Raw genomic sequence first — 23224 nt, 5'->3', positions numbered from 1 at the left:
AATACCGGTCACTCCGGCGGATGCTCTTTCCTGGTTCTCGCCCCGGCGTGATCAGCCGTCGCCGCCCAGTGGGCCCGCTGGCCGTTGCACCGTCCCCCAGGCGACTTCGATCTGCGACACGTGAAAGTGGCCGCTTTCCGAAGCCGGCACACCGCTGGGCGGCCCTGAAGGCTTTCAGACGCCCATGATGGGCATGCGCCACTGGACATCGGCGGCCAGCGCGTCGCGCACAGCCGTCTCGGAGATGTCGAGCCGCCGGGCGAGCTCGGCCGGGGCCCCGCTGCCGGAGGCGGCGTCACGGATCGTCCTCAGGTGCAGGGCGAGCATCATCTCCAGCCGGGTCACCCGGACGCGCGCTGCTCCCAGTTCCCAGGCGGCGGCGTGGTACACCTCACCGTCGAGGTCATCGGGGTCGTCCTCTTCGCCGCCTGCGCGCCCACGGGCGACCTCGGCGTGCAGCTGCGCCAGGCGGATCTGGTTGTATTCGTCGATCACAGCCAGGTCGTCGACGAAGGTCCGACTCGGCCGGGCCGGATCTCCCACAGGACCGAGCGGCAGGTAGCCGGACGGGTCGCACACCTTGATCAGCACAGCCTCCACCGTAGAGGAGAGCCGTTGCAGCATCTCCTCGGCCTCCATGGGGAAGCACATGTACGACGCGCCGTCACCGCCGTATGCGGGTCGCAACTCGAAGACTGTCGCAGTTATCGGGTTGAGGTACAGGGTGGCCTGCTCGCCGTCGCCCGTGCCGGTGGGCAGGTGCGGCAGCGGACGCAGCTGGGGGAACCGCCCCAGCAAGCCAGTACGGGCCGCATCGAGCGTCGGCCAGGTGTCAGGGCAGGAAGAGGTCTGGGTCACCTGCGCATGGTAGAAGCCCCGTCCCTGGCGGCAGGGGTGATATGCGGTATTCAGTGCGGCCAGGCGGAGGGGAGAAGTCACTGAACCATAGGGCCGGTTCATAGCTAAGGGCGGTAACCGTCCCGGGTAGGCCCGGAGGGACGGCCACCGCGGTCAGAGCATCCGGCTCCGCGCCGGCGTGATCGGGGTCCTGGAGCACCAGCGCGCCCAGCAGGGCATCACCGTCCTGGAACGGCTCGGCGTTCCCGAGATCGGCTACGACGACCTTCGAGAAGTCGGCCGCGGCGTCCGCGACAACGGCCCCGGTATCGACCAGCTGTGCGGCCACTGCGGGGATCAGCAGATCGCCATCTCCCCGACGGGCGAGGTGTGGCCGTGCGTGTTCTCCCGCTGGCTTCCGGCGGGGAACGTCCACCAGAAACCCCTGGCCGACATCCTCACCAGCCAGAGGTTCACCCAGATCACCGGTCAGCTCCGTGAGGAGTTCGGCGCCCGGGCCGCCAGACCGTGCCGGCCCGACCCGTGCAGCCCGTCCTGCCGTCCGGCGAACAACTGCCGTCCGGCGAACAGCTGCGCACCGAACTACGCGTGCGGGCTGTGCGCGCCCAGGGACAAAAACTGCAACCCTGGAATGAGCTGCAATCTCGACAAGTGCCGCCCCACCAGGTAAGGGACCGACACATGACCCGCCGACACCGCCATCCCGAGACCGGGCAGCGAGCCTTCCTGCGCCGCATCCTCACCGAAGGCGCCACCCGCCTCGGTGCGACCCTGACCGGGCAGGCGGTGTTCGGCTGGCGCGACCGCACGATCGGCTCAGCCGCCCTCCAGGGGAACAGCCGATTCTGGATGCGCGCGACCGCCGAGCACCACGACTGGGCGCACGGCGAAGCATGGACCGGCAACCGCGACGCCTGCGTGATCACCGGCGTGCCCAAGCCCGCACTGATCGACCGAACCGACTGGGACGAGCCACCCGTCGCCGTCTACGCCGAGCTGCTCACCTACGTGCCCGATCCCGCCTGCTCGGCCACCCCCGAACTGACCGCGCCCCTGCCCCTTCCTGCCTCCTGGTGGGATGACCTGCGCGCCGCACTCGCCGCTCTGGCCGTCCAGCCCACCCGGCGCGGGGAGCACGACGCGGCCGCTTTGGTCGGCCGCGTCGAAGCCTTCTACGGCCGGCCCCTCGACCTGCCCGGCACGCTGGTGCTGCGCACCGAGCACACCGACCTGCACTGGGCCAACCTCACCCGCCCCGGCCTGTGGCTGCTGGACTGGGAATACTGGGGTCGCACCCCGGCCGGCTACGGCGCGGCCATGCTGTACCTGCACAGCCTCCTGGTCCCCGCCACGGCGGCACACGTCCACGAGGTGTTCGCCGACGTGCTCGATGCACCCACCGGCCGTCTGGCCCAGTTGTCGGCCGCCGCTCACATCCTCGACCGCGCCCACCGCCTGGGCGACTATCCCGACCTGCAGCACCCCGTCTACGCTCACGCCATGAGGCTGCTTGAGCCCGCCCGGAGACCGTGACCCGATGCTGATCACCCGTCTTGCCATCCCCGGCCAGTCTTCCGGGGAATGGCCCTTCACCCTGCCCGCCGTCCGCGCCCTCACCGGCGGCGTCACCCTGACGGCACCGGTGACGTTCCTCGTCGGGGAGAACGGCTCCGGCAAGTCCACGATCATCGAAGCGATCGCCGACGTGTGCGGGATCAACTCCGCCGGCGGCAAAGCCGGCACCCGCTACGCCAGCACCGGCCCCGCAACCCCGCTCGGAGAAGTGCTCGACGCCGAGATGACCGCGGCTGGCCTGCGGCTGATTCGAGGACCCCGTCTCAAGCGGAGCGCGTTCTTCCTCCGCGCTGAAACCCTGTTCAACCTAGGGCAGAACGTCTCCGGCCGGTATGGCTTCTGGGATCAGGACCTCACCGAGCAATCCCACGGTGAGGGATTCTTCACCGTGCTGGACCGCATGGTGGCCGGGCCGGGCCTCTACCTGATGGACGAACCGGAAGCCGCCTTGTCGTTTCACTCCTGCCTGCGGCTGGTCGGTCTGATGGACCGGGTCGCCCGTGAGGGCGGGCAGATCATCTGCGCCACGCATTCACCGATCCTCACCAGTCTCCCCGGTGCGCACATCCTCGAACTCGGCGACGACGGCATCTGCGCCACCGAGTGGGACAAACTCCAGGTCGTCGACCACTGGCGCCGGTTCCTGGCCAAGCCGGACTTCTACCTGCGGTATCTCCTGGACGAGTCATCCAGCACCTGAATGCCGCTGGCACCACCCGCCAGCGTGAGGACTCCGGTCAGGCAGGGCAGCGTTTAGCGGCTGCGGCCAGGGCCGTGACGAGTTCGGCGATGCGCGGCGTCTCATCCAGGGCAAGCGGAATGCCCGGAATCTCGTCGAGCAGCATGACGGCTGGGCCGTCGGCGAGCGCGACGAGTGTCCAGTCAGCACCGCTGGCACGGACCACGGGAGTATCGCGCGGCCAGCTCTTGCGGACGCGGATGCGGCCGGGCCCCGGGGCCGGGTCCTCGCTCAAGGTCCAGGCCGTGGCCAGCGCCGCCTGCAGGGACGCGTAGGCGGGGTGGTCGTCGTCCATGAGCACGCGCATGTCGATGAGCCGCGGCGGCACTTCCAGTGGGTGATCACCCATGTTGTAGGCGTCGAACAGGATGTCGTCCTTGTACTCGCGTCTGCTGCGGCGGCCGCTCGTCGCAAGCTCCTCAGAGAGGATGTCGGCCAGGCTCCGCCTCCGGGCGGCGGGCAAGTCGTCGGCGGGCGGCGGGCGCAGCAGGTCCTGCGGCGCGACACCCGGCAGGTCGTGCGGTGCGGCCCGGTCGGCGAAGCCGTATCTGCACTCCAGCGGCCAGCCGGGGCGCACGGCGATCACGGTACCGGATGGCGGAACGTATCCCGTCTGAATGCCTGTCTGTTCGAGGGACAGGACTCCGGCGAAACCGGCCGTGTCCGTGGTGATCTGGCTCCAGCGGGCACCGTCTCCGTCCTGGCAGAGCAGAACCGCATAACCTGCGCTCTCCGGCCGGACCCGCAGCAGGGCGCAGACGGCCGAGTAGCTATCGCTGAGCTCACCGGGAAAGTCCTGCGGGGTCAGCAGGAATCCGGTCACCATGTCCAGGTCACGTCCGGCCTGGACGTCGACAGGCTGCCGCTGCTGACGCTGAGAAGAAGATGAAGATCCGCCTGTCGGCTTGCCCTGCTTGCCGCTTCGTCTGCTCATAACTCGCCAGCGTGGCACCGGCCCCAGGCCGCCGTCGCCTCCTGCCGTGGTGACACACCTGTGCCATCGAGGCGGCGTAGCGCCATCGGCGAATCCGCTTCAAGACAGGTTGATCACCGGCGGGCATCAGCGTCCGGATCGCGCCGGCTACGAACCGCTCGGTGGGCAGCGCGTCCGAGCTGCCGAACACGGCCTGGATCTCTTCTCGGCGGGTCACGGCGTGTGGTTCCTCGCGGTGCCGGAGCGCGACAAAGGCGGGCGGGGGTGCTGCCGCGCCGGCGCGGCAGCACCCTGGAGGCGTCACCGCGCAGGCGGGGCAGCGAGCTCCTCGCGTACGGTTTCCACCAGTTGCCGCCAGGGGCCGGGCAGGCTGTTGAGCAGCCGCTCGTTGGGCGCGCTGAACTCACGCTCGACCGTGCCGTCCGGCCGTACGGTCTCCTTGATCAGGGCACCGCCCAGGGCGTCTTCCACCACGGCCCAGATCAAGTCCGCCTCGGTTTCGGGTACGGCCTTGGCTGCGGCGACCGCGTCGTAGATCCTCCGGTAGTCCGGGGGAGCAGCATCGGCCTGGCCCTCAGCCAGGCAATGGTGGACGGTGGACTCGGCGACGCTGCTCGCCGCAGCGGCGGATCGCGGGGAAGTGTCGCCGCGGAGGTGGTCGTCCAGCCCGTCGCGGAGTTCGGGCGTCAGCTCCACTGGCTTCTCCTCGGAGACGGGGGAGGGGGCGGGGTCGGCGGCCGCCGGGACCGGTAACCCCAGCAGAGCGGCGAGCGCCGCGGTGGGCACCCGGATGAGCCGGCCGATGCGGATGTGCGGAATCTCGCCACGATGGACGGCGGCGTAGGCGGCGTCGCGATGCACGCCCAGGACGGCGGCAGCCTCCGCGACGCTCATGGTGGCCCGGTCGGGCAGGCAGAAAGTCACGGGGCGATGTCTACTCCGCGGCGGCGCTTAGGTCATCTTTGCCGTGCCGCGTCCATCTCCTCTCATCTGGCCTGGTGCGCTGGCGGATGCCGGGCAAGATCAACACCCCTTGCCTTATTAACTCTCCTATACTAAACTATAAGCATATAAGGGAATTTTGGCGACTGCAGATGGGGACCCATGTTGAACATCACCGACGACACCGGCACCACGACGTGCGACTTCGCCTCCACCAGCTCGACCTTCACCATCAGCCCGAGCCCGAAGGGCCGAGGCGTCTTCCTCGACCTCGGCGACTGGGGCGTCACCCTCAAGGGTCACAGGATGAAGCACCTCAAGCTCCTGCTGAGCAGCCCGCCCAGCACCGACGTCAACATGTACGTCGGCCTCGGGTTCGCCCTCACCGTCGGGCCCGACGGTGACGGCATCGCCATCGACCTGCAGAAGGTCTTCCTCTTCAACAACACCGCCAAGGTGCGCCCCGTCGGCTGCGGCATCACCATCCCCGCCGACGGCATCCCGCTCGTGATCGACGCATTAGACGCCGCGCTCGCCGCCGCCTCCCAGTGAGCCCCAGCACGGCGAAGGGCCCGCTCCCCACGGCACTCGGGGAGCGGGCCCTTCGCCGTGCTGTCAGCTCTTGGCCGTCGCGCCCTTCGCCTTCTTCCCCTGCTTCTTTTCCTTCTGCCGCCGCACAGGCACGAGGTGCTCAGGGGAGGGGAGCCCCATGTCCTTGGCCGCCTTCTCCAGCAGCGACCTCATCGGATCACCCTCAACCATCCGCGACAGGGCATGCCCCGCCTGGATGAGCGAGGCTGTCGTCCAGATGGCATCGACCGCCCCCAGCGAGCGGGCCATGTCGGTCAGGACGAACTTGCCGTCCCCCGTCGGCTTGGCGTACCTGCCCGCAGTGACCGCCCCGGCATGGGTGTAGTCCGACAGATGCCGGTAAACCACGTACATGTCCTCCGCCTTGAACGCGGTCGTGAGGTTCACGAACGTGGTGATCTCCCCCTTGAGCTTCCGGTACCGCTTGCGCTCGGCCGGGTCGGACGGCTCCACCGGGACCGGCGGCAGATCCGTCTCCGGCGGAGTCGTCCAGCCCGCCTTCTTGGCCTCCTCGTAGATGTGCCAGATCCCCTCAGCGCGGGCGTCCTCCAGGGCCACCAGCCCTTCCTCGCCGACGTCGGCCAGCCACACCATGGAGTACGTGTGGTCGACGATGTTGCGCATCAGCGCCGACACCTCAGCCGAGAAGCCGCTCTCGGTCGCCTGCCACAGCAGGCGCGCGCTGTGATTGATGAAGCGCCACCAGCCGTACATCGTGGGGAAGATCACCTGGTACGGCTCAAGCACCGTCACCCCTCCGGACGCGACGATCGCATCCCCGGCGGCGAGCAGTTCCTCACCGAAGACCTTGGCGCGGCGGTAAGCGGCCCGCGTGTTGCTCAGCGAGTACGCCATGAAGCTCTCCTGAAGTCGTAGGGCGCGGGCCGTCCAAGCTCCGGGTGAACTCCTTATGAGGCAGGACCGCAGAGGCCACGCGGCCTCTGTGATCAACGGTACGGGCTCAGCGTCCCGCGTTTGTAACCCGCAGTTCGACGCCGGGAAGGGCAGCCCGGGCAAGCGTGCGGCACGCCCCCTCGGAGCGCTTCCGCCGCCGCCGGCAGCGGGCACCGGCGCTCACAAGACGACTGGCACATCCAGCGCGGACGCCAGCCGCTCCCGCCAGTCGTCGGCCCCCAGGTCCAGCACCGACAGCCGGTGTCCGTAGCGGAAGGCATCCCATCCGTCCGGTGCCAGCTCCAGCACCTCGCGCTGCGAGCGGCGCCGCAGCCCGTCCATGGCGACCCGCCACTTCTCCACAGGATCAAGGTCGCCGAACAGCTCCTCGACGGTCGCCTCTCGATACTCCTCGCGGGCGACCTCGCCGAGGTTCTCCCACTCCGAGCTGCCGCGCCAGGACGGCGGCGTCAGGTCCGCACCGGCCAGCGGCCGCCAGCCGACCGCTGCGGCGGACGGGAAGAAGGTATCGCCCAACGTGGACGACAGCACGACGGGCTCGTCGTCCCGGGCGCGCAGCAGCTCCGTCACCGCCGCCCACCCGGTCTCCACCCACGCAGCAACGGGGCCGCGATCGATCCCGCTGCCGGGGCGGAAACCGCGCCGCAGCACCCCTTCGGCCAGGCCCTGGTCGATCACACCGGCCAGCCAGGCCCGGTTGGGGCCTTCGACGAAGGCGTGGATCTCGGCCTGGCCGTAGACGCGCGCCGCCAACTTCACCCCCGCCGAGCCGACCTGCAGCGCGGTGTTGAGCGCCAGCTCGAACGTGGACACCTTGCAGCCGCCGAACACGATGAGCCCTTCGGCATCGGTGAAGAACGACGACCGGTAGGCCGACGCCCACCCGTTCAGCCAGCCGGGCTCGCCGGTGCGGTAGCGGCGCGCGGTGTGGTTGGCCGGAGTCAGGTCCCACAGCCGATCACGGACCGGGCTACCGATCCCGTGCAGGTCGAGCAGGCCCAGCGCGATGCGCCGGCACAGCAGGCCCAGGTGGGCGTACTCGCTGCCGAGCAACTCCGCCTGCCCGCTGGGGGAGGTGAAGCGGATCCGGCTCACGGCCCGGCCACCATGATGTTGTCGATCACAGTCAGCGCAGCCGGTTTCGGTGCGCTCTCCACCCGCTGACGGCTACCGTCCGGCCCTTCGACGTAGGCGTCGCTGGCGCGGAAGAAGCCACGGCTTCCCCTGCCGGTCGGCGCCGCCCTCACCCGCCACTCCAGGTCGTTCTCGGTGATCGGGCCGACGGCGGCGGCCGCCGCGGCGTCGTAGCGTTTCCACGTCCACGTGTCCCGGTCACGGTAGGTCCGCCAGATGTCGCAGGTAACCGCCTCCTGCAGTTCGCAGGAGCGGCCCGACATGCGCGCGTACACGATGGTCGTGCCGACGGTGTAGGGGTTGCCGCGAAAGTCGGTCAACGATCGGCGTATCGTTCACGGTTCCTCGTTTTGCCGCGGCGGCGCTCATGCGGGCCGCCGCACTTCGTACACCTCGGCCACTCGGCCGTCGTGAATCTCGACTTCACCGGTGGGTTCGCCGACGCCGTGCTTAACGGGCGCGTCGGCTGCGGCGCCTGGCCGGCGTGCGGGCAGGATGGTCAGCGGCACCACCACTGGCCCGGCCGGCAGATCGGCGCGGGCGATGACCTTGCCCTCGGTGCCGGGCGGCATCCACCCGGGTGCAACGGCCGGACTTGAGCGCAGCACGACGAAGTCGGTCTGCCCGGGCACCGCCCGGTAGGTGAAGCCGAACACCACCTGCCAGTGGCCCAGGTCGTCGTCGGGAATGCCCAGCCGGGTCAGCTCTCGAGGCCGCTCGTCCACGGCCAGCGTGTCGGCCTGCACCGCGACGATCACGAACGCCTCTCCCAGGTCCTGGGCGAGACGGGTGCGCACGTCGCTGATCGACCGGCTCAGCAGTCCTGAGCGGATGACGATGGCGGCGAAGCGGTGCGGCCGGGTGCCTCGAGGCATCTGCGGCTGCGCCAACTCGATCAGGCTCATCGCGTCACCTCCGCCAGCCTCCACGCCAGCGGCGGCCCGACCGGCCCCCGTCCGCCGGTCCGGTCCGCGCCCAGCGTCACCACCAGCGCCTCGGGTGGCGCGAGCAGGCCAAGGCGCACCAGCAGCCGCGCCACGCTCATCTCCCAGGCGATGATCTCCCGCGCCTGCTGCCGGTGCGCGGCCGGATCGACGCCCCCTGGCGCCGACCGCAGCAGGTTCGCCGCCGGCGCGCTGACGTGCCCGCACCGGTACGTCGCGCGGCTCGGCGCGTTCAGCCGCCGGCGCACCTCGGCCAGCGTCCCGGCGCCGCAGCGCGGGCACCGTCGGGCAAAACCGCTGGCGTGCACACCGGACCGTCGCGGGTGCCCTGCCTCCGTGATCATCTCGGTCGTCGATGTATGCTCCCCCAGCACAGCTTCCTTCACCGTCTGCCGTTCCCCTCCTCGGTCAAAGGCCGCCGCGTGGAAACGACCACGCGGCCGTCCACCAGCCGGGCGTGGAAGGTGACCCACCCTCGGCCGTACGGCGTTTCCGATCCCAGATCCATCTGTCCGCCGTAACTGACCCACAGCTCGGTGACCGCCTTCTCCCAGGAGGGACGCGGCGGCGCGACCTGGCCGCGACGCCACTGGTCGGCCAGGCACTCCAGCCACTGCCGTACCTCATCCTCGGTGGGCCCCGCCGGGCGGTGAGCCTCCGCCGGCCGGACGAGTTCGGCCATCTCGGTGCCCGTCACGATCGGCCTCCCATCAGCGTCGGCAGCGACACCGACCGCGCGCTGGTGGCCACCTGACTGCCGTCCACCAGCCGGGCATGGAAGGTGACCGCCAGTTCACCCACGTGGCGGGCACGCTCACCTTCCGGCAGGTACACGCCCGCGGTGTAACTGATCCACAGATCATCAACATCGGGCCGTGCCGGGCACAGCGGTGCCGGGGTGCTCGCGTGCCAGTGCTCGGCGACCTGCTCCAGCCAGGCCATCACCGTCTCGCGTGAAGCGGCCACCTCACTCCTTTCTCATAACGGCAGTCTGGTCGGCGTCCCGGGCCGCGTGATACGGTTGTCCGCCCACCAGCCACAGCGACCCGATCGAGCCGCCGTCAGCGATCACCTGCCGCGCCGCGGCCTCCCGGTAGCCCTGCTCGCGCACCAGGTGGTCGACGAGCCCGTCGGCGGTGGCGAACACCGGCGTGGTCGGCGTCGGGTCACCCGAGGTCGACCACAACTGCCAGCCCGGCCCTTCCGGCGGCGGCACCGGCTGCCAGGCGGCCAACTGTGCGGCTTGCCCCGGGCATGCCTCGATGCGTCCCTCGCCGCTGCACCGGGCGCACACTCCCCAGGTCTGCGGGTCCAAGCCGGCGGCCGTGATGATCGCCTTGGTTGCGTTCCACCGGTCCAGCCCGTCGTGCATACCGTCGCGCGGCGGCCGCCCGGCCAGGCCGACGGTCAGCTCCTCGATGTCGTCACCCGGCCGGGTCGGCGGCTGGTCCAGCAGGTGCTGGAAGTAGGGGTGCATCGTCGTCGCCTGGCCGCGGGCGCGCTTGCGCCGCACTGCGGCCGTCGTCTCGTCGGCCAGCATCAGCAGCAGGTGGGTGAACGTCTCCAGCCATTCCCGGGCGGCGGTGTGGCCGTACCGGCAGGCCGGGCAAAGCGGCATCCGCAGCTCGGCCGGCGCCACATACCCCTGCCACACCTGGCCGAGCGGGGCGTCGAAGTCGAGCGGCACCCGCCGCACCTCGACGCTCACCGCGACCTCAGCATGAACAGCGCATCGCCCAGCGCCCCGCCGGTGCGGCGGGTGAACACCGCCGCGGCGTCACCGGACCCGCTCGCCGTGACGACGTGCATCCGATGCCACCTGCCGCCGTCATGGCCGTGCTCGACCGCCAGGCCGAGCAGGCGACCGAACAGCAGGATGCGGCGCAACTGACGGCGGGTGAGCGGTGTCGTCACCATCGCGCATGCCGCGCTCGTCACCGCCGCGCGGTCGATGAAGCTGATGCGGTGCGGCGCAACGGCGTTGATCATGAGCCTCTCCAGGATGGGGAGGCGAAGTAGAACATAATTTGGAGTTAACGTCGCCTCGGGGGCTGGCCGTCCCGGACGGGGATGTTTCCTTCCCCGCACCCGGGACGCCCCCCCCGGCTGGTCACCCGCTGATGAGCCGCTCGATCAGGAGGGGGACCGCGGTCCCGATCGGCTCGCGGATCACCTCCGCGGCGACTCCGTCGTACGGCGTCGACCCGCCGTTGACGATGATGAGGCGGGATCCGGACTCCAGCGCGATCTGCGCCAGCGAGGCGGCCGGCTGCACCTGCAACGAGGTACCGATGACGACGAACGTCTCGCAGCGCTCGGCCGCCTCGATCGCCTGCAGCCGCGTCTGCTCGTCGAGGTTCTCGCCGAACATGACGGTGGCCGTCTTCAGGATGGCGCCGCAGGCCTGGCACGCCGGGTCGGGGTCGCCGGCCTCGATGCGCTCGCGTGCCGCGGCCAGGGTGGAGCGGGCCGCGCACCCGGTGCACACGACGCCGAACATGTTGCCGTGCAACTCCAGCACGCGCGCCGGGTCCGAGCCCGCCTTCTGGTGCAGGCCGTCGACGTTCTGGGTGATCAGCCAGGCGAGCCTGCCGGAGCGCTCCAGCTTCACCAGCGCCGCGTGCGCGGGGTTCGGCTCGGCTGTCCAGGCGGGGCTGTCCATGCGGAAGCGCCAGGAGCGGCGGCGAATGTCGGCGTCGGCGAGGTAGTAGTCGATGGTGACGAGCTTTTGGTACTCGGGGTCGGTCCGCCACAGCCCGGCGGGCCCGCGATAGTCGGGGATGCCGGACTCGGTGGAGATGCCGGCGCCGGTCATGACGACGACCGGCGCGATGGAGGTGGGGTTCACCAGCGGTGGTTTCCGTTTCTTGCAGGGAAGGACATGAAGGGCTCCACATCATCACCCTTCATTACGTATAAAATAATACATGACTATTAGTTGCTAGGTCAAAGAATCACCCGTCGCCCTGCCTCACCAGCGGCAATAACGCCTCACCGTCACGAGTATCCGTTTGTCGGTCCGCCCCGGCACGATAACCCCATGACCGACGCACCCCACACCCACCTCGACGACCAGGTCGCCTACGTCGCCGCCGTGCAAACGGCCCTCGACGCCACCACCGCGTACTACGGAGCGGGTGACTCCAGCCTGGACGACGACGCCTATGACCGCCTGGTGCGCGGCATCGAGGCCTACGAGCGTGCCCACCCCGACCAGGTGCTACCCGACTCGCCCACCGGCAAGGTGGCCGGCGGCGCCGTCGAAGGCGACGTCCCGCACACCGTGCCGATGCTCAGCCTCGACAACGTCTTCTCCGCACCCGACCTGACCAAGTGGATCGCCGGACTGGAGCGCCGCCTGGCCCGCCCCGTCACCGCCTGGAGCGTGGAGCCGAAGCTCGACGGGCTGGCGATCGCGGCCCGCTACCGAGATGGCCGCTTGGTCCAGCTCGTCACCCGCGGAGACGGCACCCAGGGCGAGGACGTCACCCGAGCGACCGGCACCATCGTCGGCCTGCCCGACACCCTCACCGAACCCGTCACGATCGAAATTCGGGGGGAGGTGCTGATGACCAACGCCCAGTTCGAGGCAGCCTGCGAAAAGCGCCTCGCTCACGACGGCACCACGTTCGCCAACGCCCGCAACGCCGCCGCCGGCACCCTGCGGGCCAAAGACAGAAAGTACGTCTGCGAGCTGACCTTCTTCGGCTACAGCGCGATGCCGCTGCCAGCGAACGACCCCTCCGGCCTGGCCGAGCAGCTGCGCACACTGCCGCACAGCCAGATCATGGACCTGGTCGCCAAGCTCGGTGTGGCCACCACTGCCGGCACCACGGTCGCCGGCATCGTCGCCGGCACCGCCGAGGAGATCCAGGCCCGCATCGAGCAGATCGCCACGCTACGGTCGGAGTTGCCCTTTGCCATCGATGGAATCGTCATAAAGGCCGACCTGGCTACTGACCAAGCCGAGGCCGGGTTCGGCAGCCGGGTGCCGCGCTGGGCGATCGCCTACAAGCTGCCCGCCACCGAGAAGATCACCAAGCTGAAAGCGGTGACATGGGCGGTGGGCCGTACCGGTATCATCGCCCCGCGCGCCGAACTGGAGCCAGTCGAGATCGACGGAAGCACCATCACATTCGCCACCTTGCACAACCCGAGCGATATCACCCGCCGCGACCTGAAGATCGGTGATCATGTCACCGTTTACAAGGCCGGTGACGTGATCCCGAGGGTCCAGGCCCCGGTAGCCCACCTGCGGACCGGCGACGAACAAGACATCGTCTTCCCCACGGCGTGCCCCAATTGCCGCGGCGAGATCGACACCAGCCAGGAACGCTGGCGGTGCCTGCGCGGCCGGGCATGCCGCGCCATCACCTCCATCACCTACGCGACGGGCCGCGACCAGCTCGACATCGAGGGCATGGGGGAGACCCGCGTCGTCCAGCTCTTGAACGCGGGATACATCGCCGACTTCGGCGACCTGTTCACCCTCACCCGCGAGCAGCTCCTCAGCCTGGACCGCATGGGCGAGACCAACACCGACAAGCTGCTCGCCGCGATTGAGGCGGCCAAGTCCCAGCCCTTGAGCCGGGTCTTCGCCGCGCTCGGCGTCCGAGGGACCGGCCGCGCCATGAGTCGACGCATCGCCCGGCACTTCGGCACGATGGAGGCCATCCTCGCCGCCGACGCCGAGGCCATCCAGGCGGTGGAAGGCATGGGCATCGAGAAGGCCACGCTCATGCTGGCTGAGCTGACCGAACTGCGTCCGCTCATCGCCAAGTTGATCGCGGCCGGCGTGAATATGACCGAGCCCGGCGCCACCACGGCCACCGACGGCCAGAGCCAGAGCGACACCCCGGCGGCCGAACTGCCTCTGACGGGCAAGTCCGTGGTCGCCACGGGTTCGATGACCGGCCGGCTGGAAGCGCTGACGCGCAACCAGGTCAACGAGCTGATCGAGCGCGCGGGTGGCAGGTCGTCCTCGTCGGTCTCCGCCAGGACCGCCCTGCTCGTCGCGGGCGACAACGCGGGCTCCAAGCGGGCCAAGGCCGAGTCCCTCGGAGTGCCCATCGTCACCCCTGAGGAGTTCGCGGACCTGGTCAGCGACTTTCTGCTGTAACACCCTCACGCTTCTGGTGGGCAGCCCGCTCTGTGTCGCGGGCTGCCCACTCGGGCGCCCGCAGGGTCCTGGCGTGAGCAAGCTCTCCTACCGGATCGGCGACCTCACTCCACGCGAAGGCGAGCCGAAGGCCGTCGGACCCGTGTGAACAACACTGGCAGGTGGGCAGGCCTCGCCACGGCGATCCTCAGGAAGCCGGGCAGCACCCCGATTCCGGCCCCATCGGCGCACCTCGCCGATAGCCTTCCCCTGGCGGCCAGCAGGACCACAGCACAACCGACTGTTTCCGAACGAGGAGGCTGCGGTGACAACGCGCGACGTCCCAACACCCCCGGCCACAGCGGCGCAGGCGATGAGCGACGCGGAAATCGACCACATTCTGCAGGCACTCGCCGACGCCTGTGACTACCTGCTCGCCGCCCACGCCGAGGCCGAACGGTCGCTCGCGGCTCTCTCCGCTGAAGACGACCAGAGCCCCATGCACAGCTCACCGACCGGCACGGTGCGGCCCGACCCGTTGAGCTCGCTGCATAACCAACGGACGATATTCGCCGAGAACGCAGAAGAGGACTACCAGGCGGCGACCCAGAAGTTCACCGCGTGGTGGGCCGACGTCGCGACCTGCGCCGTGATGGCCGCACTCACCAGAACCCCGCTGACCCACGCCCGGGCCGCGGCCGCCGACCCAGGCGGCCGCATGGACAGCGAAGAACTCGCCCTGATCGCTCCCATCCCTGAGGCACAGCGCCAGCTTGCCGAACTCGCCGTGCGAATGGACCACGGGCTGTCGTTCACGCCAGAAAGCGGCTCGGGCCTGCCCTCGGTTAGCGGCCAGGAGTTCGCCGAACGACTCGGACTCGCCATCAAGGTCACCCCTGACGGCCAGCCGGTTCTGGTTGATGACGACACACCCGAAGCACGCCGTCGGCGTCTATGGGGAGAAGCCTGGCTCAGCCACAAGGCACCGCTGCTGCCCACCACCGAGGAGTTCGTACACGTCCTGACCTCAGCCGAAGCACCGTCTGAGACGGTGGATGCGATCACGGAAGCATCTCGCGCCGTGGAGGCGGCCGTGGCGGCCCACGTACGCGCCAACGAACTCACCGACCAACTGGAGCAGGAAGAAACTGGGACAGCCGAAGACGCGCAGGCCTGGGCGGAGGTCAACGCTCTGTGGCAGCGGTTCGACGCCCTCCCGCAGGTGCTTGCGGCCTACGCCCGTGTCCTGACCACGCAGTTGCCCGCCCTGCGCCGTAAACGACAGGCGAACTGAAACGCAGGCCTCACTTGGCCGCCCACGGCTACTGCGGCGCCACCGGCCAGTAGTGAGGGTGAGCAGTGATCATGGCCACCACGGCCGCGTGGCCGGCCGCCGCCTGCAACCCGTCGTTCCACCGGGCCGCCTCATCGACGCGGCCGTCGGCATGCTGGACGATCGTCTCGTACGGCTGCGGCTCCTCCCACGGATAGAGCGGCAGCAACACGGTGGACACCGCCGCGCCCCCGCACTCCTGGCAGCCCACCTCTTCTGCGGCCACCACCCGCTCGGGTGACCTCACCAGCGCCTCGGCCTGCGACCAGAGAATTGGCCGGTCCCCGGGGCCGACGCACAACCTCTCGCCCGGCCAGCCGGACACACGATCGGCGGGCGCCCGATGAGCCGGAATGTGCTCCAGCACCGAGACCGCCTGCGCCATCCATGCCGGCGGCTCCTGGGCCGGGCATCCGCACGACACCGCGGCGACGTACCGGAAGGCCTCACCCGTCCGGGAGGAGTGGACGTAGGCGAAGTCGACGACGATCGAGTCGCCGCATACGGGACAGCCGTCGGCCGGCAGATGCAGCAGCGGCGAGCCCGCCGCCGGCGCACTCGTCTCCTGCTCGGCTTGCTGCATGAGGTGGCGGCGAGCTACCACGTACGGCTCGCCGGTCTTCTGCATGCGCGCCCGGATCACCCGGCGCCGCTGCCGGTCTTCCCTGCTCACCGCTGACTCGCTTCCGCGCGAGGTCCCACGCTCTCGCGCACGACGAAGAACGGCACGAAGAAAGGTGCGCGAGTCGCAGACTCTTGTCCGTAGCTCCGATGACGGCGTGGGCGTCGGTCGGCCGGATGCTCAGGCAGGCGCATCTGCCGTCGCCACCCTACAAGGCGACCCAGCCCACCCAGTACGCGCGTCAGCTCTGCGAAGACATACAAGGCAGTTACCGACAAGCTCCAGGATGGCCGCAGCGGGCCGAACTCCGCCTACTGGGCAAGGCCCGTCGATCCCGGGAGCGGAAGACGCTCAGGCGCCCTCAGGGCTTTTGATCTTGCCGATAGAGGTTCCGCCCCCCGCGACGGCAGTCTGGACGGTCACGGCGGGGGAGGGGCGAGCCCGTCCGCCCCACACGACGAAAACGACCGGTTTCTCCAGAGAGACGACGCTGAGCCCATAGGCTGCTGACCGGTGGCGATACCGGCACCCATCCTGGAGGCATCGGCATGGTCTTCCGCTCGGCCCGGCTCAACGCGATCTTCGGAGCGCCTCCGGAGAAGGTCACCTACGAGCAGTTGTGCGCGCTCATCGGCAACCCCGCCGCTGCCGAGGCCGAGGACCTCGACTACAAGCGCCTGTATGAGCAGGGGGACAAGGGCAACGAAGACATCGCGACGGACATCGCCGCTTTCGCCAACCACCGCGGCGGCGTCATCGTCGTCGGCATGGACGAGGTCAGAGCCACGGCTGTACCGTCCAGGGCACCCGGGGTGGACCTGGGTGACCCGATCAAGCGTCGCATCCGGCAAGTGGCCGCCGACCGCATCTTCCCCACTCCGCTTTTCGAGCTGCGCGAGCTGCCCGACCCGAACAGCCCCGCCACCGCCCCCCGCGGGCTGCTGCTCATCATCGTGCCGCCCAGCACTTCTGCCCCCCACGCGCTGGTCAAGCCCGGCAGCAAGAACTCGGTGCTGTGCTACCCGCGGCGGCACGGCTCACAGAAGATCTACCTGTCGGAAAGCGAGATCGCCGCCGCCTACCGGCGCCGGTTCGTCGCCGCCGTTGACCAGACGACCCGGCTGGCGCAGGTCGAAACCGACATCGTCACCGGGCTCACCCGGGCGAACGGCGCCATCTCTCCATCAGGGCCGTTTCTGATCGTGTCCCTGGCGCCCGACGTTCCGGGGGACTTCCTGCTGGACCGCACCAGCTTCCGCGCTTTCCAGCAAGACATCCAGTGCGACGAAGTCCTCCTGGGCAGCGGCGAGCCGGGCCTGCTGAGCGCGGCCGCTGTCGGCCAGGGCCGCCTGATCTGTTCCGACCGGCGCAATGAACTGGAAGACGCTCGAGCCGAGTTGCACACCGACGGCGCCGGCGCCCTGGTCGTCGATGTCGGCGGATCCCGCGCTGACAGGATCACGCTCCAGCCCGAAGTCGGGACGGTTCACACCCTCCACGTTCACGACAGCGTGATCGTCTTGTGGATCGCTTCGGCGCTGCGCTACCTGGCCCGACACGCCCGGGACCGCACCGGTGCCGGCGGCCTGGCCGCCACGGCGGTGACCCTGCTCGCCGATGCGGCGTTGCACCCCTGCAACACCGCGCTACCTCAGCCGAACGCCACCGTGCGCATCACCACCGTCAGCCCGCACGGCGTCCCCGACCGCCCGTACGGGAGCAACGCCCAAGCCCACGCGACCGGCCACGCGGACTTCCTGCTCGACGACCTGGCCGACGACGGCCAAGAGCTGGCGGCCGCCGCCGCGCAGCTGGCCGGCGACCTGTTCCACGCCTACAACGCAATCGAGGCCCGGCAGATCACCCGTGACGGCATCCTGCGCCAGCAGACGTGGGGGCCGGAATGGGCCTACGCCCGCCGGTGGGCCGCGGCCGCCGCCATCCCCACTGACCCGCCCTTGGCCGATTAGAGTTCGGACATGGCATTTCAAGAGCGGACGGACCCGTCGTACTGGGCGAGTGCCTATGCGTTCGTCTCCGAGGGGTTCTGCCCCGACTGCGGTCAACCCCTCAGCGTCCGCGCTCAGGAGATCCGCCGCGACGGGCGCACCGAGCAGGCTGAGATTCCCGAGTGCGTTCCCTGCCAGGCCGAATGGCAGCCGCGCCGGCTGCTCGGTGTCGGCGAGGGGTGGATCCGCTTCCAGCGCACCGAGGACGTCCTGCGCCGGTTTCATGACGGAAAGTAATCTATCGCCCAGAAAGTCCCATACCAGACAGAATAAACTTTCTGTCTGGTATGGGACTTAAAGTCGCTGTCGAAGGAGATGTGCCGTGCCGTCCTCCCACCAGGTCACCATGCGGCTCAGCGACGTCCGCCTCGTCGAGGCCCCGCCACTGACGCCCTGACCACCGCCAAGGACCGACTGGACATGTGCCAGACGATCGGCTGCCGGACGGTCGGCCCCTGCTCCGAGCACCATCCCTACGCCTGACCATCCCACCCGGTCCTGCAGGATCAACCACAGGTCGGCCCCCGCGAAGGAGCCACCGATGCCCACCGACCGTTTACCCGACGCCTTCCCCGCCCCGGGGTACCGGAGTATCCGCGACGACCTTCTGTATCACCAGCCTTGACGACCCTCGAAGGAGAGGACGACCCGATGGATCTCCTGTTCCGCCTGCCGGACGATCCGGCGCCGCCCGCTGCGATCGGCACCCACCCGACCGGAGTCGTCCTGTACGCCGGCCAGCGGGTGCGCTTCACCTTCCCCGACCGGATCGGCGGAAGCGGCGTCGGCACCCTGACCGGGTCCGGCCCCGACAGCACCATGATCGTCGACTTCTACGGGAGCCGCTCCCTCATCGGCCCGACCGCGATCCGCGCGATCTGCATCGAGCACCCCGACGCCCCGGACGGCCCGCGATGACCGGCGCCCCCCTTCCCCGGGAAGGGATCCGCCCATGAGCGTCAACTACTACGCGATCACTCTCGGCACCGACCCTGCAGCCGAGGGCCTGCACATCGGCAAACACACCGGTGGCTGGGAGTTCCTGTTCCGCGCCCACCCCGACCTGGGTCTGACCACGGTCGCGGCATGGACGGCGTTCCTGACCGCGCCCGGCGTCGTCATCCGCGCCGAGCACGGCTGCACCATGAGCGCCGAGGAGTTCCTGGCCTGGGCCACCCGGCGGCCCGCCACCAGCCCCGAGCCGGTGCGCGCCCACGCCAGGCACCACATCTCCTTCCGCGCCGAGGGCGGCGTACCGTTCCTCGACCACGCATTCTGCTGACGGAAAGGCACCCGACCATGCCCCGTACCCGGCCTCCGCGCATCACCCGCACCCACGCCTGCGCCCTGCTCATGTTCGACGACACGCAGCTGTCCGCCGCCCACCGCAGCGTTCTGGCCGTCGACATCCACGGACGTGTCCGCCCAGTGGTCCCCGACGACGTCTTCACCGGCGACGTCCGGCATGTTGTGCTGACTCGCGGCGAACTGCTGGACGCGGGCGTGCGCGTGGTCGCCGACGCCGGCGGGCGGCTCAGCCCCGGTTCTGGCCCGCGCTTGGACGCGGTGCTGATCGGCGTCAACGAGCACCTGTCCGAGATATGGAATACGGCATGACCGTCTGGGAGGTTCCGCTCAGTGGGGGCGCGCTTCCCGCGTCCGTCCTTTCCTGGAGAAATCCGTGAATAAGCGGAAACACGCGTCGATGTACGCGCGGCACGTCGTTGCGGTGTTGGCCCCGCACTTCACCGATCTGCAGCAGGAGGCAACCGCGATGGTCGTCACCGCGGCGATAGAACGGCATCTGGCCGATCCCGATCCGGCGTGGGAGGTCATCCTCGACAGCGGATACACCGCCAACTGGCGGCTGCGACCTGCGGTCGCGCCCGGGCAGGTGCACGTCGCCTGCTACCGGCAGCCGTATACCAGCACCGACCGGGAACGCGAGGCCCAGCTCACTGCGCTGCTCCACCTGAAGACCTCGTGAGTGCCGGTGGTGGACGTGCCGACCTTTGATCACGGAGCTGATGCGATCCCCTACCGGCGGAGTCCGTGCCGGAGCTGCCCCTGGGCGGTGCGCAACGCCGAGCTCTACCGCTACGGCGCGATCAGCGCCTACCTGATTGGGATCGGCGAGCACACCGTGCTGGGCGCCGATGCGGTCGGCTGTCACGCCGGCGAGCGCACGCCGGTGGAGCTGTGCGCGGGCTGGTTGCAGGTCGAAGGCGCCGAGCACTCCAGCGTGCGAGAGGCCTTGGCCGACGGGCGGCTTCCGGCGGGTGCGCTGCGGCCGCGCGCCAGCGGGCCGCAGCTGTTTTCCTCCCGTCTGGAGATGCTCGACGCCCACGCCGCCACCAACCGGCGCGCGCTCGCCAACGAGGACGACCCCCGCGGGGAGGACGAGGATTGATGGGCGGCGGATGGAACGGCGGGCGGGCGCAGGCACCTTGGGTTGCTTGCCCTTGAGCTTGCCGTTCTTCTTCGCCAGGGCCATGCCCTTGCGGGTGCACCAAGGGCGGACGTCACTACCACCGCTGTGCTCCCACGCCATGACCAGCTCTCCATCAATGGCAGCGGCTCCCCGCCTCCGCCGAATGGTGACACCAAGAGCAGCGGAGCCGTGGCGAGCTTATGAGGTGCCGGCGTCGCCGTCTTCGGACAGGCGGCGCTCGAGCCGCTCTGTGCGTGCTTCGGTAGCGGCCAGCCGTATCTTCGCCTCATCGAGCTGTTCGCGCAGGCTCGCGGCCTGGGCTTCGGCGACCGCCGTCCGGGTCTGCGCCTGGGATGCCTCCCTCGTTGCGGCGGCGGCCCGCTCGCTGGCCTGATCCAGTTGGCCGCGCAGCTGGCCGAGCTCCTCGGCGTGGGTGCGGCGGAGCGAGGCGAGCTCTTCTCTCGCGGTCCCGGCCTCGGTGCGCGCCTGGAGGCTGTCGGCGTAGGCATGGTCGGCACGTGCGTCGGCGGCCGCCGTACGCTCGCGCTCTTGGCGGAGTTGCTCACGCAGATGGGCGGCGTCGGCCAGGGCTAGGGCCAGCGCCTGCTCGCGTTCGGTCAGGCGCTGGTCCTGCTGCATGGTGGTGAGCGTCAGCCGCTGTACCTCTTCTGCAGCGACCGCCGCGCGCTCTTCGGCTCGGAGGCGGGAGGCTTCGGCTGCGCGGGCCTCCGCCTCGGCCTGGCCGCGGGCGGCCTCATGCTCGGCGACCTTGCGCCAGGCCTCCCGCTCAGCCGCGTCGGCTTCGTGGGCGCGCCGCTTGGCAGTGCGCTCGGCTTCCTGCCGGGCCTCGCGTGCCGTCCGGGCTTCGGCCAGTGCCTCCCGGCGTGCGGCCTCGGCAGCTTCGGCGCGTTCTTCGGCCGCTGCGGCGGCGGCGAGTGCCTCGGTCGCGTCGGTGTCGGCGTCGGCCAGGCGCTGGGTTCCGGTGGTGGCGATGACCTCGAGTTGCTCGTTCAGCGTGGCCAGCAGGCTCGTCCAGCGTTCGGCGTGCGGGCCGATCTGCTCCTGCAGGGAGGTCGCGCGGCGGGTCGCTTCGGCCAGGGCGGCGTTCTGGACGGCTTGGCGGGCGGAACGGTACCTGCTGCGGCAGGTGGCCGAGCAGTACTTCGCGGTGCGGCCGCCGTGCCGGGTGCCGTCGGTACGGCGGGCGGGCGGCGGCAGTGGGTTGCCGCACGGGCACGCGCGTTGCGCGGCGGTCTCGGTGCTCGCCTCGTCGGTGTCGGTGGCGACCGCGTCGGAGGACGCGGTCCGGGTGAGCGATTGATCGTCTCGGCTGTCGGTCACGCGAGCACGCTAGCACTAACGTGCAGTGATGACACTAAATACGTTCGTGCCATGCAAGCACGTTTGAGGAAGCCATGCTCATTGGCTTCGCTTCCGATAACCTGCCTTATCGGCAGCGATGTCAAGATCATTTTTAGAGGAGCCGCAGCACGATCGAATGTCCTGTCTCCCCGGATCTGAGGCATCCTGCCGTCCGTCTCATTGACCTGATGCATGATCGTCCAACGGAAGGCCTCCCATGACATTCCGCGCCCACGAGTTCATGATCCTCACCCCCCAGCATCTCGGGGACAACTACCGGACGGCGTGCGCCGCACTGGGGCTCGACGCCCATGAGGACGGGTGGGGACTACTGCTCGCCGAAGACAGTGACGGCAACCCCGTCACTCTGCTCACAGCTGACGTGGCCTACACACAGATGTTGGCGGACGCTCCAGCGGAGACCCGAAGCGGCCTGACCGTCCCCGAAGGGCTCTTTCCGCTCATGCGGCCAGGTTGGCCAACGGTGAACGTGTCTCGTGATCAGTGAGACGGCTTCTGACCTGCGCGCCTCATCCAATCTGAGGCACCCAGGTCAAGTCCTTCCCGTACCTCAAGTTCAATGAGACAGGACATCGGAGATCCACCTATGACCGTCGACGGCCATGAATCCAGCCCGCCGCAGGCGTCCGGCGCCGAACCCGACGCTGCCGCACCCCCAGGCCTCCCGCACCCGCTGGCGGTGCCCGTGGTCCCGAACCCGGCCGACCGGCGGCTCACGCCCGAGACCATCGCCGCCATCCAGCGTGGCGTCCCGGAATCCACCCGCAACGCCTACTCCGGCGACTGGCAGCGCTTCACCACCTGGTGCGGCCGCGAGGGCCGCACCGCACTGCCGGCCACACCCGAGACCGTCGCCGAGTACGCCACTCACCTGACTTGGAAGGAGGGCAAGGCGATCTCCACCGTTGACAGGGCGCTGTCGTCCATCCGAGTCCGGCACGCCGCCGCCGGCCTGGCCAAGCCCGACCTGACCGGCGCCCGCAAAGTCCTCACCGGCTACGCCGACCACCTGGCCCGCATCGGTGACCCTCGGGCCCAACCGCGCCGCGCCGCCGCCGCCGACTTGCCGTCGCTGCGCGCCATGCTCACCGCGATGGACCGCACCACCCTGGTCGGCAAACGCAACGCCGCCCTGCTGCTGCTCGGCTTCATCACCGCCGCCCGCGAATCCGAGCTCATCGCCGTGGACCTGGAGCACATCACCATGCACCCCAAGGGCATGGAGGTGCGGCTGTACCGCGGCAAGAAGAAGCAACTGCAGCAGCTCGCCGTGAAGTCCGGCACACAGGGGACCGAGACTTGCCCCGTGCATGCCTACCGGGAGTGGGTACAGGCGCTGGCCGCCCACGGGCGCACCAGCGGGCCCGTCTTCGTGCGCATCGACCAGCACGGCAACCTCGGCGTCACCATGACCCGCCACGGCCGCCCCATCGGCGACCCCGCCGGGCGGCTGTCGGTGCGGGCCGTCGACGGCATCATCGCCGGCGCCGCCCGCGCCGCCGGCCTGACCCCGAAGGAGACCGAAGTCCTGCTCCCCCGCTGGTCGGGCCACTCCCTGCGGCGCGGTTTCGCCACCTCCGCCAGGCGCGCCGGCGGTGACCTACTGAAAATCGGGCGCACGGGCGGATGGGCTGACGGCTCCAAGTCCCTGCTCGGCTACATCGAGGAGGCCGACCGGTGGGACGACTCGCCGCTCGACCGCATGCTCTAACGCCC

30 protein-coding genes are annotated in these 23224 nt (G+C 69.7%); 15 read left to right on the top strand and 15 right to left on the bottom strand.

Going from position 1 to position 23224, the window contains the following annotated elements; genetic code table 11:
- Positions 1 to 174: 174 nt before the first annotated feature.
- Positions 175 to 858, bottom strand: a complete 684-nt coding sequence (locus HS045_RS29860; RefSeq protein ID WP_196454950.1) for a hypothetical protein — start codon at positions 856 to 858, stop codon at positions 175 to 177.
- 178 nt (positions 859 to 1036) lie between these two features.
- Here HS045_RS29860 and HS045_RS29855 point away from each other — a divergent pair, with 178 nt between their 5' ends.
- From HS045_RS29855 to HS045_RS29845, 3 genes are read left to right on the top strand one after another with little or no spacing between them, the layout of a single operon-like run.
- Positions 1037 to 1528, top strand: coding sequence for an SPASM domain-containing protein (locus HS045_RS29855; RefSeq protein ID WP_196454949.1), 492 nt, complete (start codon positions 1037 to 1039; stop codon positions 1526 to 1528).
- Between the two features lie 11 nt (positions 1529 to 1539).
- Positions 1540 to 2391 carry an aminoglycoside phosphotransferase gene (locus HS045_RS29850; RefSeq protein WP_196454948.1) on the top strand — a complete coding sequence of 284 codons (852 nt, stop codon included), beginning with the start codon at positions 1540 to 1542 and terminating at the stop codon, positions 2389 to 2391.
- 4 nt (positions 2392 to 2395) lie between these two features.
- Complete coding sequence (locus tag HS045_RS29845) at positions 2396 to 3133, top strand: AAA family ATPase (protein ID WP_196454947.1); 738 nt, start codon at positions 2396 to 2398, stop codon at positions 3131 to 3133.
- Between the two features lie 37 nt (positions 3134 to 3170).
- Here the strand turns inward: HS045_RS29845 and HS045_RS29840 are convergent, their stop codons facing one another.
- Both HS045_RS29840 and HS045_RS29835 read right to left on the bottom strand, forming a co-directional pair.
- The gene (locus HS045_RS29840; protein WP_196454946.1) at positions 3171 to 4106 is read right to left on the bottom strand and encodes a hypothetical protein; all 936 of its coding nucleotides are present in this window, start codon (positions 4104 to 4106) and stop codon (positions 3171 to 3173) included.
- Between the two features lie 300 nt (positions 4107 to 4406).
- On the bottom strand, positions 4407 to 5030 hold the full coding sequence (locus tag HS045_RS29835) for a helix-turn-helix domain-containing protein (protein ID WP_307827795.1): 624 nt from the start codon (positions 5028 to 5030) through the stop codon (positions 4407 to 4409).
- A gap of 180 nt (positions 5031 to 5210) precedes the next feature.
- On the opposite strand from HS045_RS29835, the gene HS045_RS29830 reads away from it, so the two are divergent.
- Entirely contained in the window at positions 5211 to 5600 is a 390-nt protein-coding gene (locus HS045_RS29830) for a hypothetical protein (RefSeq protein ID WP_196454945.1), read from the top strand.
- Positions 5601 to 5663: 63 nt separating this feature from the next.
- Here the strand turns inward: HS045_RS29830 and HS045_RS29825 are convergent, their stop codons facing one another.
- The 10 genes from HS045_RS29825 to HS045_RS29780 form a co-directional block, all read right to left on the bottom strand.
- On the bottom strand, positions 5664 to 6494 hold the full coding sequence (locus HS045_RS29825) for a hypothetical protein (protein ID WP_196454944.1): 831 nt from the start codon (positions 6492 to 6494) through the stop codon (positions 5664 to 5666).
- Between the two features lie 219 nt (positions 6495 to 6713).
- The gene (locus HS045_RS29820) at positions 6714 to 7649 is read right to left on the bottom strand and encodes a hypothetical protein (RefSeq protein ID WP_196454943.1); all 936 of its coding nucleotides are present in this window, start codon (positions 7647 to 7649) and stop codon (positions 6714 to 6716) included.
- Positions 7646 to 8008 carry a hypothetical protein gene (locus HS045_RS29815; protein ID WP_196454942.1) on the bottom strand — a complete coding sequence of 121 codons (363 nt, stop codon included), beginning with the start codon at positions 8006 to 8008 and terminating at the stop codon, positions 7646 to 7648. Before HS045_RS29815 ends, HS045_RS29820 begins: the two co-directional genes overlap by 4 nt.
- A 45-nt stretch (positions 8009 to 8053) precedes the next feature.
- Entirely contained in the window at positions 8054 to 8593 is a 540-nt protein-coding gene (locus HS045_RS29810) for a hypothetical protein (protein ID WP_196454941.1), read from the bottom strand.
- On the bottom strand, positions 8590 to 8880 hold the full coding sequence (locus HS045_RS29805; protein ID WP_196454940.1) for a hypothetical protein: 291 nt from the start codon (positions 8878 to 8880) through the stop codon (positions 8590 to 8592). Before HS045_RS29805 ends, HS045_RS29810 begins: the two co-directional genes overlap by 4 nt.
- A 134-nt stretch (positions 8881 to 9014) precedes the next feature.
- Positions 9015 to 9329, bottom strand: a complete 315-nt coding sequence (locus HS045_RS29800) for a hypothetical protein (protein WP_196454939.1) — start codon at positions 9327 to 9329, stop codon at positions 9015 to 9017.
- Positions 9326 to 9598, bottom strand: a complete 273-nt coding sequence (locus HS045_RS29795; RefSeq protein WP_196454938.1) for a hypothetical protein — start codon at positions 9596 to 9598, stop codon at positions 9326 to 9328. Before HS045_RS29795 ends, HS045_RS29800 begins: the two co-directional genes overlap by 4 nt.
- A gap of 1 nt (position 9599) precedes the next feature.
- The gene (locus HS045_RS29790; protein WP_196454937.1) at positions 9600 to 10340 is read right to left on the bottom strand and encodes a hypothetical protein; all 741 of its coding nucleotides are present in this window, start codon (positions 10338 to 10340) and stop codon (positions 9600 to 9602) included.
- The gene (locus tag HS045_RS29785) at positions 10337 to 10621 is read right to left on the bottom strand and encodes a hypothetical protein (RefSeq protein WP_196454936.1); all 285 of its coding nucleotides are present in this window, start codon (positions 10619 to 10621) and stop codon (positions 10337 to 10339) included. The genes HS045_RS29790 and HS045_RS29785 overlap by 4 nt, the downstream gene beginning before the upstream one ends.
- A gap of 121 nt (positions 10622 to 10742) precedes the next feature.
- Positions 10743 to 11480 (bottom strand): Sir2 family NAD-dependent protein deacetylase, encoded by a 738-nt coding sequence (locus HS045_RS29780; protein ID WP_307827794.1) that lies wholly within the window; start codon positions 11478 to 11480, stop codon positions 10743 to 10745.
- A gap of 192 nt (positions 11481 to 11672) precedes the next feature.
- On the opposite strand from HS045_RS29780, the gene ligA reads away from it, so the two are divergent.
- Together ligA and HS045_RS29770 are read left to right on the top strand one after the other, a co-directional pair.
- A complete protein-coding gene (gene ligA / locus HS045_RS29775) occupies positions 11673 to 13751 on the top strand; it encodes an NAD-dependent DNA ligase LigA (protein WP_196454935.1) in 2079 nt (692 codons plus the stop codon).
- A 304-nt stretch (positions 13752 to 14055) separates the two neighbouring features.
- Entirely contained in the window at positions 14056 to 15024 is a 969-nt protein-coding gene (locus HS045_RS29770; RefSeq protein ID WP_196454934.1) for a hypothetical protein, read from the top strand.
- Positions 15025 to 15052: 28 nt separating this feature from the next.
- Here HS045_RS29770 and HS045_RS29765 read toward each other — a convergent pair whose 3' ends face one another.
- Positions 15053 to 15736 (bottom strand): hypothetical protein, encoded by a 684-nt coding sequence (locus HS045_RS29765; RefSeq protein WP_196454933.1) that lies wholly within the window; start codon positions 15734 to 15736, stop codon positions 15053 to 15055.
- A 497-nt stretch (positions 15737 to 16233) separates the two neighbouring features.
- Between HS045_RS29765 and HS045_RS29760 the strand changes: the two genes are divergently transcribed.
- From HS045_RS29760 to HS045_RS29730, 7 genes are all read left to right on the top strand, one after another.
- Positions 16234 to 17655 (top strand): helix-turn-helix domain-containing protein, encoded by a 1422-nt coding sequence (locus tag HS045_RS29760; protein ID WP_196454932.1) that lies wholly within the window; start codon positions 16234 to 16236, stop codon positions 17653 to 17655.
- Positions 17656 to 17664: 9 nt separating this feature from the next.
- Positions 17665 to 17931, top strand: coding sequence for a hypothetical protein (locus HS045_RS29755; protein WP_196454931.1), 267 nt, complete (start codon positions 17665 to 17667; stop codon positions 17929 to 17931).
- A gap of 414 nt (positions 17932 to 18345) precedes the next feature.
- On the top strand, positions 18346 to 18612 hold the full coding sequence (locus HS045_RS29750; protein WP_196454930.1) for a hypothetical protein: 267 nt from the start codon (positions 18346 to 18348) through the stop codon (positions 18610 to 18612).
- A 34-nt stretch (positions 18613 to 18646) separates the two neighbouring features.
- Positions 18647 to 18976, top strand: coding sequence for a hypothetical protein (locus HS045_RS29745; protein ID WP_196454929.1), 330 nt, complete (start codon positions 18647 to 18649; stop codon positions 18974 to 18976).
- A gap of 17 nt (positions 18977 to 18993) precedes the next feature.
- Complete coding sequence (locus HS045_RS29740) at positions 18994 to 19311, top strand: hypothetical protein (RefSeq protein ID WP_196454928.1); 318 nt, start codon at positions 18994 to 18996, stop codon at positions 19309 to 19311.
- A gap of 64 nt (positions 19312 to 19375) precedes the next feature.
- Positions 19376 to 19681 (top strand): hypothetical protein, encoded by a 306-nt coding sequence (locus tag HS045_RS29735; RefSeq protein WP_196454927.1) that lies wholly within the window; start codon positions 19376 to 19378, stop codon positions 19679 to 19681.
- A 15-nt stretch (positions 19682 to 19696) separates the two neighbouring features.
- On the top strand, positions 19697 to 20104 hold the full coding sequence (locus HS045_RS29730; protein ID WP_196454926.1) for a DUF6283 family protein: 408 nt from the start codon (positions 19697 to 19699) through the stop codon (positions 20102 to 20104).
- 219 nt (positions 20105 to 20323) lie between these two features.
- Here the strand turns inward: HS045_RS29730 and HS045_RS29725 are convergent, their stop codons facing one another.
- Positions 20324 to 21466 (bottom strand): hypothetical protein, encoded by a 1143-nt coding sequence (locus HS045_RS29725; RefSeq protein ID WP_196454925.1) that lies wholly within the window; start codon positions 21464 to 21466, stop codon positions 20324 to 20326.
- A gap of 238 nt (positions 21467 to 21704) precedes the next feature.
- Here HS045_RS29725 and HS045_RS29720 point away from each other — a divergent pair, with 238 nt between their 5' ends.
- Positions 21705 to 21995: a hypothetical protein gene (locus HS045_RS29720; protein ID WP_196454924.1), complete on the top strand. Its 291-nt coding sequence runs from the start codon at positions 21705 to 21707 to the stop codon at positions 21993 to 21995.
- A gap of 99 nt (positions 21996 to 22094) precedes the next feature.
- Positions 22095 to 23219 (top strand): tyrosine-type recombinase/integrase, encoded by a 1125-nt coding sequence (locus HS045_RS29715; RefSeq protein ID WP_196454923.1) that lies wholly within the window; start codon positions 22095 to 22097, stop codon positions 23217 to 23219.
- Positions 23220 to 23224: the final 5 nt, after the last annotated feature.

This window comes from Planomonospora sp. ID82291, assembly GCF_015711645.1.
Taxonomy (GTDB): domain Bacteria; phylum Actinomycetota; class Actinomycetes; order Streptosporangiales; family Streptosporangiaceae; genus Planomonospora.
Note: the sequence above shows the minus strand (reverse complement) of the source record. Positions and strands in the feature narration are given on the sequence as shown.